This is a genomic window from Pseudoalteromonas sp. SG41-1, from assembly GCF_014164575.1.
Taxonomy (GTDB): domain Bacteria; phylum Pseudomonadota; class Gammaproteobacteria; order Enterobacterales; family Alteromonadaceae; genus Pseudoalteromonas; species Pseudoalteromonas rhizosphaerae.
Genome location: NZ_JACJFL010000008.1, coordinates 1 through 11,890, shown reverse-complemented (window position 1 = coordinate 11,890; position 11,890 = coordinate 1). Strand labels below are relative to the sequence as shown.

Here is an 11,890-nt window from a genome sequence, read left to right as displayed (position 1 = left end):
GCCTAGCTCCTTATTGCTAATCTAAAGAACGATAAATTCGTTTGTTTTCTTCTTTTGTTAGCGCAACAACCTCGGTTTTAGACAGGTAATCTTGCAGCGCTCGTTTGTTTTTAAAATCAACTAATACCACTAAATTACCCAAGCCAAGTAATGCGGTTACGCTACGAATAACGGCTTGTGACCAACTAATTAGCTTACCATCGCGAGTTTGTACTTTTAAACGCCATGCGCGCATACCAATCGTTTGGCCACTCTTAGTCCAAAAATAGCCAAAAAACACTAACGCTACAACGACTAAAAGTGTACTGCGAAGACCTGATAACAATAGTGAATTTTGAATTAGCGCAGACACATCCTCAGCACCATTTAAACTAATAACCTCAAGTGAAATAAGCCCTTGTACGGCAAACAGATACAAAACAACGCTTAGCATAGCAAATGCAATAATAGCTAACGTATCGTAAACTAACGACGCAAAGCGACGCCAAAAGCTCGCACGCGGAAATTCAGCAGACATAAATAAACTCACAAAGTTAATATGTGCGCTAGTTTAGCAAATAGCGAGACAAATACTAGCTAGTCGCTTTTATGAGTGAATGTTAATGGTTGCTCAATTGTTAAGCGGTTGTTCGTGGTTTTGTAAAAAACGCTTGCTGCTCCTCTTATTGTTTGTATAATGCATGGCATAGAGACAAAGACAGCTTGATAAGTCCTAGCTCTAAAGTGGTTTTTCTTTATCTTCTCATGTTAGAAGGTTAAAGAAAAATGATGCCAGCGTGATGAAATTGGTATACATGGGGGATTCAAAATCCCCTGCCGCAAGGCGTGCCGGTTCAAGTCCGGCCGCTGGTACCACTTTTGATAGCCCTTGCTTTTTAGCAAGGGTTTTTTTATGCCTATAGAAAAGTGAAATGCGGACTCGAGCGCCACTCAAACCAATATTTGACGATGAACCATAGCTTTTTTAGCCAATCCGTATCGTTTTAACTTTCCCTCATGCTGATTAAAAAACTTATCAACAATAGTCTATTGGTAAATAAATACAGATTACCTATTGTGGGTATAGTAGAATGCGCGCCCTAAATATATTTTTACTTTATTACTTACCCTTACTCAAAGTTCGTACATTGAGGCATTTTAAAGGAAAAAAAATGACGACTAATCGCTTATTTATCTTTAAGCATATTTTTATTTTGTGCATTCTGTTTACATTATCTGCTTGTGGCGGTGGCTCTGGTAGTGCAGAAAAATCTGACACAGGAACTAATTCAAACCTAGATATAACAGCGCCTGTTATTACTTTAAACGGTTCGCAAGCTATTACGCTCAATATAGGCAATAGCTACCAAGAGTTAGGTGCATCTGCTTCAGACGATAAAGACGGTAGCGTAAGTGTTAGCGTGTCAGGCTCTTTGAACCTTAATCAAGCTGGTGTATATACGTTTACATACACTGCTACTGACAGCGCGGGAAACTCTTCAAGTGTAATTAGAACAATTACAGTGGTTGCACCCGACGATACACAAGCGCCAACTATAACGTTGAATGGTGAAAAGTCTATTTCTCTTGAGCTGGGCGAATCATACCAAGAACTAGGGGCGCAAGCACAAGACAATGTGGATGGAACAGTCAGTGTCGCTATTTCAGGCTCAGTGGACGAAAGTACGCCCGGCGACTACACAATTACATATACTGCAGTCGATTCCGCTGGTAATACGGGTTCAATTACCCGAAAAGTGACAGTACTTGAGGCTAAAGACATCTCGCCACCGCTGCTTACTCTCATTGGTAAAGAGTATATTAAGTTATTCTTAAATGAAGAGTACTCAGAGCAAGGGGCGTCGGCACTTGATGACTTTGATGGTGCAATCAGTGCGACAGTATTTGGTGAGGTTGACGTTAATAACGTAGGTGTATACATAGTTACCTATACTGCAACAGATAAAGCAGGAAACACGGCAAGTATTGAGCGCACTGTTGAGGTGGTTATACCTCGTGAATTTATCACAACCTGGAAAACGGATAATACACAACTGCTCTCAACAGATGCTAATACAATTAAAATTACAACTAAAGGCGAGGGTTATAATTTCCAGATAGAGTGGGGCGATGGCACTATCGACCGCAATGTTGTTAATACAATTACCCACACATACGAAACTAGCGGAACCTATACCATTAAAATAAGTGGTGATTTCCCACGTTTTTACTTTGATGAAATGCAAGCTGATTGGAGCAAATTATTAACGGTAGAGCAGTGGGGTGATATTCGTTGGTCATCAATGGAGCGTGCATTTATAAGCTGCTCTAACCTTGTTATTAATGCCTTAGATACACCTGACTTATCAAACGTCACGAATCTTTCTTACATGTTTTCGTATGCGCAATCGTTCAATCAAGACATAAACGATTGGGATGTTTCTACTATTACTGATATGACCGGTATGTTTCAAGGTGCTATTTTATTTGATCAAGCTCTTGAAAGCTGGGATGTGTCTCGTGTCGTAAGAATGGGGCATATGTTTGATGGTGCAACGAACTTTAATCAAGATATTAGCAATTGGGATACAGCGAGCTTAAAAGACATGATACGCATGTTTAATAATGCCAGTCAATTCAACCAACCAATAGGCAGATGGACAGTTGGCGGTGTTTATAGGATGACAGGACTATTTGCTAATGCAGTGTCATTTAATCAAGACTTAGGTGATTGGAAAGTTGGGTTTGTATTTTATATGGGCAATATGTTTGATGGTGCATCAGCATTTAATCAAGACATTGGCCGCTGGAATGTGTCCGACGTTGCCTATATGAACAGTATGTTTCGCAATGCGGTTTCATTTGATCAGAACTTAAGTGATTGGGATATTTCTAACCTCAGTGATATGCGTAGCATGTTTGAAGGGATTGCATTGTCGGTTGAAAACTACGATGCTCTACTCAATGGCTGGAGTAAGTTATCGACTCCACCGCTAAAAATTGGTTTTCATGCTGGTAATAGCCAGTATTCTGAAGCTGGAAAAACTGGACGCGATATTCTCACTAACATACATGAATGGAATATTGCTGATGGCGGATTAGTACAATAGCATTTAACCAGTAAGCTGTGTTGTTCTATGTTTAGAGCATCGCAGCATTTACTTGCATCACAGAAGTGCATGGTTAATAAGCTCTATATTATATAAGTGTAAATTTATCTAGTGTTTATGAGTTACGGTAATAAGCCTTTTAAAAACGCGATACATGATAAGTTGAGCCATAAAACAAGTTGGCAGAGAACTTAACTTATTGATTAAAAATCTAGGTAATGCATACAAGGACAGTCGTAAAGCAAATTCACACTGTTCTTCAGCGCACTTATCAAATAGAAGCAAGTTGCTCAGTATTAAATCAACAGATACTTTAAATATAGTTGTAGTCGTGCGGACTTGTTTACCTTCAGCTTTAGTTAAAACGTGAGCCAAGAAAACCTAAACAGGTGAGAGCTAAGCGACGTTCAAAGTTACTATACGCCGCTTAATTTAATCTAGTAGAGCAAACTATGTTCTATTTAGTCAATTAGAGTCACTTTGCATTGGTAGGTATTATCACCCACTGAAAAACTGCCTTTGCCATTCCATTGGTTATCAACGCCAAAGCTTGCCGTAAAAGGTGACTGGTAACTACCAATTGCAGGTGGTGGAAAAGACACCACTGCTTGACCTGTTAGCGCGCCAACTTTAGTTACATCATTATAGCCAGTTGCATGCATATGGCCCGATGCGCTAGCGGTGAAATGAGGTGAATGCTGCGTTCCTTCTTGGATGCTGCCATTCGCTCGACCATTTAATGAACCTGTTTTTGGATCTACAGCAAACTGAATTTCCATAGAGCCACCACCAACAACACCAGATTGAAATTGTAATTTAACGAGATATAAGCTTTCATCAGACATTTTCTTGTTCCTTTTGTAGATTGCATTCACACTGTTATATGGTTACTCAGTAACCGAGTGAAAGTGTAGAATGACCACCACAAAAGACATATTACAGCGTATTACAGCTAGGTCATGTAAATTAGTTTACGGCATAGTCGCTCTATTCTTGCAGTTCAAATATCTGCTGTAATGTGTTGGATTAGTCGTTTTTGCGATAGATTAGGAATGCAGGTGAATTGTGAGCTATTAAAAAAGCAGAGTAGCTTGCTCTATTTACAAGTGATGCAAATAAACAGCATTTATCAATATATTCCAAATAAATCAACCGTACCACTAATAGGTATGTTTAATTCTCTTTGTTTATCTTGTAAAGTTAATAATATAAAAAACTCAACAACACTTTTTATGGTTTTAAAAACATGGCTGTGTGTTGAGTTTAGAAAATAGACAATTAACCACTTGTATCTACATTGCAAAGCTAGCAATGTGTATAAAAAACCTAATATTAAGCCTTAATAGTAAAAATGGAGAAAGTTAATGGAATTTAATTCAATGATGTTATTTGTTATTGCTTGTCTGACTATCAATTTAATACCGGGGCCTGATGTTATCTACATCGTATCAAATACCATGAAAGGTAAGATGGTCAGTGGCATGAAAGCTGCGCTTGGCTTGGGGGTTGGTTACTTTTTTCATACATTAGCGGCCTGTGTGGGATTATCAGCCATTATTTTAAGTTCAGCTTTAGCTTTTAGTATCGTTAAATGGCTTGGTGCTCTTTATTTAGTTTATTTAGGTGTTCAAGCACTTATTTCCATGTACAAAGGGAATAGTCGGGTAGTCGTTAGTGAAAGTAAGGATACGAAAGGAAATATTTTTATGCAGGGGGTTGTGGTCAGTGTTTTGAACCCTAAAGTTGCTTTGTTCTTTCTCTCATTTCTCCCGCAATTTATAAATACATCCACTGGCTCAGCAGCCTCGCAATTACTGATTTTAGGATTAGTTTTTAGTGTGTTAGCAACCCTCTGCAACGTACTGTATGCAACTGTTGGAAGTTGGTTGTTCAATCGACCTAACGCAGGTAGATACACGCGAATATTGGAAGGAGTATCAGGAGTATTGCTAATTGGTTTAGCTGGTAAAATTGCATTGAGCGAACGTTAGGGAGAAGTTGATTCTACAAAGAGCTGCATCAATTAGAGTTGCAAGCAGTTGTTAACTCAATATTTGAAATTTGCAAAGGAGGGCGTTTGGTTGGATTTTGTATTCCTTGCCGATAGGGCTGCCATGAAACCCGTTATAGCAAAGTGGTATTTTCAGCAGTGGGGGGCACCTGATAGAAGACTCTTCTGTCGAATTGTTTGATAATAAGCTAAATGATTACTTAAACCGCGATAGTATTCCTTTAGTTATCATGGCTGTCGAGGGGGACGATGTATTGGGAGTCGCACACTTACGTTACCATGAAGTGACTATTTATCCAGATAAAGAGCATTGGTTAGGCGGGATGTATGTTACTAATGAATACCGAGGAAAAGGAGTGGCCTCTGCATTAGTTAATCACCTTGAATCTTTAGCGGCTTCACTCGGTGTGATTGATATACACCTACAGACTGAAAAGTTAGATGGTGGCCTTTATAGCAACTTGGTTGGTCACCTATTGAGCTGGTTAGCAATCGTGGTGTTGAAGTGCTTGTTATGAGTAAATACATTGCTTTATTTTCTTGAAGCAGCTGATGTTCAGTTTTAGTTAGGTCAAATTTGAGCTGGTTATGTGAGCGCTGGTCATTTTTTAATAACAATAACCTTCGAGAAAAACAAGCTAAACGGAACGGTTGATAACTATAATATTGCTAGTTTACTCCCACTATAATCTAAGCGATTAAATATCGAATACAGAGGCGTTAAAAGATGATTGCAAAGTTAGATAATGCAAATGAGGCAGTCGCAAAGCAAATTTACACCACCTTTCAACGCTCTTATAAAATAGAAGCTGAATTAATAGGTACGCAGAATTTTCCGCCTTTATCGCGCACTGTTAATGATATACACAATTCGCAAACGCTTTTTTATGGATTTTATGACGATACTCAGCTTGCAGGGGTTATTGAACTGGTAATTATCAATGAGCGATTAGAAATTAATAGCTTAACGGTTGACCCAAAGCATTTTAGAAAAGGCATCGCCGATAAGTTAATCCGCTATGCGTTAACTAACTTTATTGAAACAGCATCAACAGCGATAGTTGAAACCGCAGTAGTTAACGAGCCCGCTATTAAGTTATATAAAAAGCATGACTTTGTTGAGTTTAAAAGATGGACGCCCGATCACGGTATTGAAAAGCTGGCCATGATTCGAACTGGCATTGTTTGATTCAAAAGCCACAGTGTAAAAAACGTTGTAAATTCAATTTCTTTTCAATTATTAGTTTAACTAGCAAATACTTATCGAAAGGTAACCAACAGTTGTTATTTTGTTATGCCAATCACTTAAGTTTATTTTAAGTTTTACTGTTTACGCTTAACCAAACATATTTAAACATGATTTTTGAAATACAAATTTTATGTTTTAGATCACTAAATACTTAGTAACGATAGGTTACTGTATGTGGAGTATTTAATACGTACAAGGGTAGAGGTTACCTCTTCAAGCTCTCAAAACATAAGAGGTAGGTTGATGAGTAGCCATGTAACACCGATCGACTTAAATATTTAACCATTCTAGCGAGCTAAATAAAGCGCTAACTGCGTTATAATTTTTCAAGTAGAACAACTACATGTCAAAATTTATGCCTTGTTATTACTGTATTTATCTGTCGCTATAAATGGTCAGTAACTTAACACGATTGGTATAATTTCATTTTTCGAGAGGCATTATGAATTTAAAAAACACGACAACTCATTACAATACGCTCTCCATTGCTTTGCATTGGCTTATGTTCATATTGATTGTAGCTGTTTACGCAAGCATTGAACTGCGCGAATTATTCGACAAAGGGACTACAACCCGAGATGCCTTTAAAATGTGGCATTTTATGCTTGGTTTATCGGTTTTAGCTTTAGTAAGCGTTAGGCTAATTGCTCGCGTAGTGGGTGGCTCGGCTCCTGATATAAAACCAGAACCAGCTAAGTGGCAAAATAACCTCGCCAAACTAGTGCATGTTATTTTGTATGGTTTCATGTTTGCTATGCCTATTGCTGGATGGTTAATTTTGAGCACGGCAGGCAAACCAATTCCGTTTTTTGGTCTAGAGCTGCCGCCATTGGCCAGTAAAGATTTAGACTTGGCTAAAACCATCAAAGAGCTGCATGAAACCGCAGGGGAAGTTGGTTATTACTTGATTGGATTACATGCAGCCGCCGCCTTATTCCACCATTATGTTTTATCTGATAATACGGTTGCAAGAATGCGTTTGCCGAAAAAATAACAGCGAATAAAAATTTAAAAAAGGGAGATTCAGTCTCCCTTTTTTAATTTTGCTACTTTCTGTTTAACTTAACGCTATTGCCACTTTGACGAAGTTCGGCTAAGAGTGATAGCCAGACATTGAAATTGACTAAATATAATAGCTAATTAAGTGCTCAAACTGTTGTTTGCGCACATATTCAAGGATATGAGCGGCGCGCGTATATTGTTTCATTTAGCTTTGCTTAAAGATAATAGAAAACTTAGTGATAGTAATACCTTAGCTAATTTGTTAAAACTGTGTAATGTATTAATGTGAGTGTGGTCGGAGTAGAAAGATCCGCCCTTCGCGCACTATAAAATTGTTAGCATACCCATAGGTTCAGCATGCACTTTGAAATCAGTAAAGAAGAAAAAGCATTATTGCTATCTTTGAGCCTTGGTATTGAAAAGATAAAAATATACAAGAGTGGCTTATATCCATCGGTAGTGTCATTTATATTAATAAATGGAAAGACAGTAACTATTCGAATAAAGAAAGAGTATGTAGCACATTGGTTTGAAGTTTTTCCTATAACTGTTTCAGAACAAAATTTATCTGTATCTCCTGAAATTGAATTAGATGGTTCAGATTTTTTACCTGAATTAGGTGTAAATATTTTGAGTAAATCAGAATGGACTGTTGCTGCCAATCCAGAAGATAAATCTAAAATGGTTGGTGAAACTTTAGGTGCAATGGTGCAGAGTGAGGGTTTAACTTCAGAAATACCTTCTAATGCAAATAATCAAGCTACCTTGCATGCTGGAATTGAAATAACTAAAAAATCAGGTATGCCGTTTATTGTTGCAAGTTCAATGTTTCCTTATGCATTATATATCTCGAATTGTTCCTTTTCAGAGCAAATCGACGAAGGAATCTATGATCGTGCACAGATATGCTAACAAGCGCATTAAATTTGACTCCACAAGATGTCCGATTTTTTGCAAAAACAAACGGCGCAAAAAAGCGTCCAACTTGCTCCGCACTTTATGCGGGCGTTAGGGCTGCAAGGAGGGTTTTGTGGATTATTTGATACCAAAAGATTTGCCTTATGAATTCTTGAATTCACTTGGTATATCAACGGTTGAGCGAGTTTCTATTGAGCCGTTCAGTGGTAGTAAGAAGGTTGAGTGCTACAACAACGTTCTAAAATTCTTAGAGACAAACAGCGGTGATATCCAATTTGGTTGGTCATTTTCTCAACTTGGGAAGATAGTCCTTAAACTTACGGGTCATGTTGTCATAAAGCTTCCTGATGGCTCATTCAAGTGTGTTACTCCTTCTGAACATGAAGTTTCTGAAATTTACTTTTACCCCGACAACTCCATTATTACTTCGGTTAATGAGTCGAGGCTTCCGGCGAAAGTATTTGCGCTCGTGGAAAATGAAACAGTGAGTCGTTTCGTTAAACTTGAAAACCTTCAAAATAAAATGAGGCTAGAAGGTAATGAGCTTGCTATTAAGCTAATCATGCATGAAAAATACCTTCTTTCAAGTAAGCTCATCGAGACTTTCAATGCCTATAACGAGTAGTGAAGCCCTAACAAACGCATTAACAGGGACAAAAAATTGTTGGTTTTTTGCTCCTTCGTCGCTAATTATAGCCAACAATTTTTAGCCCACTATGCGGACGTTGGCACGATAGCCTTAGAGTTTCGATATGAATATAGAAGTCACATTGATAATTGTACTTGTAGTCGTTATTGCTTTCTTTTTTCTTATTCAGAGGAAAGAAAACAAACCTGATCAGCTACAGGCTAGCAATTGTGAATCAAGTGAAACTCGTTCTCCGAAAAAATATGAGAAGGTCTCATATTCAAAGGAGCATCGTGCATTAATTAATAAGCCGTATAGCATGCAATGTAAAACAGAGGTGTTTACACTTGCCGAGCTTGAAATTATTAATAAATATGGAGCATGGTTAAGCGCTCTTGCGTCAAATCAGATTAATCCTGAAACCAAAGGTCAAAAGCTATTTGTAGAAGAGTGTCAGCGCTTCAGAGCACTTAATTTGAAGGAAATGCTTTCTTATTTTAGCAATCGTGATAAGGGTGGTTCAATTCAATCTGTATGGTTTAAGTATCTTTGTCGTTTAAAATTTGAAAGAGACAATCCAAGTATTATCAACGATAAAATAAAAGTTGATTGGGGTTGGCAAGGGCCACCAATAGAGTCAGGTGAATATGTTTTCTTTTCCAGATAGAGCATATAACACATATGAGCCTTAACTCTGTCAATAGGCACTAGTATTCTTTCTGACCGTTTTTATAAATGGACGGTCAATTTTAAATCAATAAACAAATTCGTTTACTTCGTCTGTCGATATGGCTGTTAAGCAAGTTGCTTACGGCAAACACATATAGGCGTGTTACGCAGTAATAGATTATTGCGATCTCATCGCAGCCAGGTTTTTCCCATATCCTTTTGGGGTCGCTGGGGCACTACGACCAAATGGATTTAGAAGGTAGAGCGAAGCAGTATGCCAGAGCCGAGACATTCATCGGTTAACTTCATCATGGCACTACTCAAGAGGGCTGGTTTCCTCAATCGAATATGTCAGTCTAGTTTAGTTTAATTTTAATCTACATGCTCGTTAGGCGTGTTTCCTAAATTGCTTACTCAGTGCTACTATAGTGATACATTTTTGTGGAGGTTATTATGAGAGTAGAGTTAGTAACAACATTGAAACGCCAAGCGACGAAAATATTATCTGAACTGCATTTAACTAAAGAGCCCGTATTAATCACCGAACATGGGCAACCGTCAGCGTATCTTGTTGATGTTGATGACTTCGAATTCATGCAAAAACGTATGCAAATCCTTGAGGCGTTAGCTAAAGGCGAGCAGGCAATAAGTAGAGGAGAAACTATGTCTAATATTGAAGCTAAAGAGAAAATGAATAAATGGCTGAAATAATCTGGACAAATCCTGCTCTGGAAGATCTAAACGATATCGCTGAATATATTGCATTGAGTAACTTGCTGTCAGCTAAAAAGTTGGTGGCGAAAATCTTTGCTAAAGTTGAACGCCTTGAAGAGTTCCCTGAATCAGGGAAAACACCGATTGAACTATCAAATCTGAATTACCGTGAAGTGATAGTTAATCCTTGTCGTATATTTTACAAAATAGACAATGATAAGATTTTTATTTTACACATAATGAGACAAGAGCGTGATTTACGTAAGTTCTTGTTGCAAATGTAGCTTACACTAATCGGGTAGCCTGAGCTCTTTCAACATCACCCATATGCGCTTATTATTTACAGTAAGTGCAGTGGGCGGTTCATATCCTGTAATCAAGATGTACTGATAAGGCTAGGCACTTACCGCCTAAAATAAGACACTCAAACACTTGTCAGACCTTCCAAAACGCCAATTAAAACAGCAGCAAATCGTCTTTTATATTTTACGTGAAAGCCAGTTGTCGATTGAATCAAAATAGCAACTGGGCTATGGTTAATGCATCAATAAAAATAAATTAAAAACGAGTTATTCTACAGCCTCGTTAGAGTTTTCTGTATGTCTCTTGTAAACGGAATTCCAATTTCAGAACTACCAAAGGTTCTTAATCTTATCTTTGAAGATGATGTTCTTATTTACGAAGCTTATTCAGATTTCGATAAAGAAATACAAATTTTTTCTAATCGGAAGGATTTGAATGAATATGCTAATTTCAAACTATCTGAGAATGACTTTAGGTGTAAAGATATCAACTTGACTCTCCACTACTCTGACACTGGTGGGGAGGTTTACATTGAGAAACATGATTTGGTTCCAGATAAGTGTGATGGTGCTACCTATAGATATACAGCAGATGGCTGGGGCACAATCAATTTCAATATTTTTATTGAAGGAGATTACTTCGTGTTGTTTTCGCTTCATGCAAGAGATAAAAAGGAAGCAAAAGAGTGGCAGGATACTTATCCAGAGTTTGGGTCTTTTTTAGTTTGGGAATGGAAAAATGTCAGTAAGCATTTAAAAAGACTAGAGACGTCATACAGTGCAATTCATAATAAGTTGGCAAAAAAACTCTAACAAGTCGATTATGTTCGCCCAACAATTTGGGCTGAGACTGCAAACCCGCGCGCCATATCGAAGAAAAACAGCATCAGGTCTTACATCTTGCATTTTATTATAAAAGTCAAAAAGAAAGACCTGCCGACGGAACCATGCGAAGGTTATAGTCTCTGAAAAGGCAAAAGCTATCCCAACTTGTCAGCTAGTGATTCAAATTACTCATGCTCTAAATATCAACCGTGGGAAGCTGAAGCGTTTGAACTAGAAGATAGAGTAAGAGAAGCTTTATATAACAGGATCCCAGAATTAAAATGCTAATAACAAGCAATTAGGATCGGCAACGTCCGTTCATGACACTCTGTCGCCATAATAATTCTTACAGGTCAAAAGACTGCTATTTTAATTTAAGTCGATTTAGCTACGGCTAACTTAACCAATTGTAGTTATATTAAAAAAACATGCTTGACTTAAATTAACGGCACTTTTATTTTTTCGTTGCTCGTTGCTCGTTGC

The 11,890-nt window shown here is 37.8% G+C and carries 13 protein-coding genes and 1 tRNA gene; 12 read left to right on the top strand and 2 right to left on the bottom strand.

The window, feature by feature from the left end:
* Nucleotides 1-16: 16 nt before the first annotated feature.
* On the bottom strand, nucleotides 17-517 hold the full coding sequence (locus H5203_RS07215) for an RDD family protein (protein WP_145234991.1): 501 nt from the start codon (nucleotides 515-517) through the stop codon (nucleotides 17-19).
* Nucleotides 518-770: 253 nt separating this feature from the next.
* On the opposite strand from H5203_RS07215, the gene H5203_RS07210 reads away from it, so the two are divergent.
* Both H5203_RS07210 and H5203_RS07205 read left to right on the top strand, forming a co-directional pair.
* Nucleotides 771-855: transfer RNA gene (locus H5203_RS07210), tRNA-Leu, on the top strand.
* Between the two features lie 296 nt (nucleotides 856-1,151).
* Nucleotides 1,152-3,089: a BspA family leucine-rich repeat surface protein gene (locus H5203_RS07205; protein WP_182819534.1), complete on the top strand. Its 1,938-nt coding sequence runs from the start codon at nucleotides 1,152-1,154 to the stop codon at nucleotides 3,087-3,089.
* A 461-nt stretch (nucleotides 3,090-3,550) separates the two neighbouring features.
* Here H5203_RS07205 and H5203_RS07200 read toward each other — a convergent pair whose 3' ends face one another.
* Nucleotides 3,551-3,934: a DUF1842 domain-containing protein gene (locus H5203_RS07200; RefSeq protein ID WP_145234995.1), complete on the bottom strand. Its 384-nt coding sequence runs from the start codon at nucleotides 3,932-3,934 to the stop codon at nucleotides 3,551-3,553.
* 519 nt (nucleotides 3,935-4,453) lie between these two features.
* Here H5203_RS07200 and H5203_RS07195 point away from each other — a divergent pair.
* From H5203_RS07195 to H5203_RS07150, 10 genes are all read left to right on the top strand, one after another.
* Nucleotides 4,454-5,080, top strand: coding sequence for a LysE family translocator (locus H5203_RS07195; protein ID WP_149981251.1), 627 nt, complete (start codon nucleotides 4,454-4,456; stop codon nucleotides 5,078-5,080).
* Between the two features lie 193 nt (nucleotides 5,081-5,273).
* A complete protein-coding gene (locus H5203_RS07190) occupies nucleotides 5,274-5,618 on the top strand; it encodes a GNAT family N-acetyltransferase (protein ID WP_310736546.1) in 345 nt (114 codons plus the stop codon).
* Nucleotides 5,619-5,827: 209 nt separating this feature from the next.
* A complete protein-coding gene (locus H5203_RS07185; RefSeq protein WP_145235007.1) occupies nucleotides 5,828-6,289 on the top strand; it encodes a GNAT family N-acetyltransferase in 462 nt (153 codons plus the stop codon).
* Nucleotides 6,290-6,791: 502 nt separating this feature from the next.
* Nucleotides 6,792-7,343, top strand: coding sequence for a cytochrome b (locus H5203_RS07180; protein WP_145235009.1), 552 nt, complete (start codon nucleotides 6,792-6,794; stop codon nucleotides 7,341-7,343).
* 365 nt (nucleotides 7,344-7,708) lie between these two features.
* Complete coding sequence (locus H5203_RS07175) at nucleotides 7,709-8,263, top strand: hypothetical protein (RefSeq protein WP_182819533.1); 555 nt, start codon at nucleotides 7,709-7,711, stop codon at nucleotides 8,261-8,263.
* Between the two features lie 118 nt (nucleotides 8,264-8,381).
* Nucleotides 8,382-8,894: a hypothetical protein gene (locus H5203_RS07170; protein ID WP_182758139.1), complete on the top strand. Its 513-nt coding sequence runs from the start codon at nucleotides 8,382-8,384 to the stop codon at nucleotides 8,892-8,894.
* Nucleotides 8,895-9,021: 127 nt separating this feature from the next.
* The gene (locus H5203_RS07165; protein ID WP_182819532.1) at nucleotides 9,022-9,564 is read left to right on the top strand and encodes a hypothetical protein; all 543 of its coding nucleotides are present in this window, start codon (nucleotides 9,022-9,024) and stop codon (nucleotides 9,562-9,564) included.
* Nucleotides 9,565-10,019: 455 nt separating this feature from the next.
* Nucleotides 10,020-10,277 carry a type II toxin-antitoxin system Phd/YefM family antitoxin gene (locus H5203_RS07160; protein WP_145241243.1) on the top strand — a complete coding sequence of 86 codons (258 nt, stop codon included), beginning with the start codon at nucleotides 10,020-10,022 and terminating at the stop codon, nucleotides 10,275-10,277.
* Nucleotides 10,265-10,564, top strand: a complete 300-nt coding sequence (locus H5203_RS07155; RefSeq protein WP_182739801.1) for a type II toxin-antitoxin system RelE/ParE family toxin — start codon at nucleotides 10,265-10,267, stop codon at nucleotides 10,562-10,564. The genes H5203_RS07160 and H5203_RS07155 overlap by 13 nt, the downstream gene beginning before the upstream one ends.
* 315 nt (nucleotides 10,565-10,879) lie before the next feature.
* Nucleotides 10,880-11,395, top strand: coding sequence for a hypothetical protein (locus H5203_RS07150; RefSeq protein WP_182739800.1), 516 nt, complete (start codon nucleotides 10,880-10,882; stop codon nucleotides 11,393-11,395).
* Nucleotides 11,396-11,890: the final 495 nt, after the last annotated feature.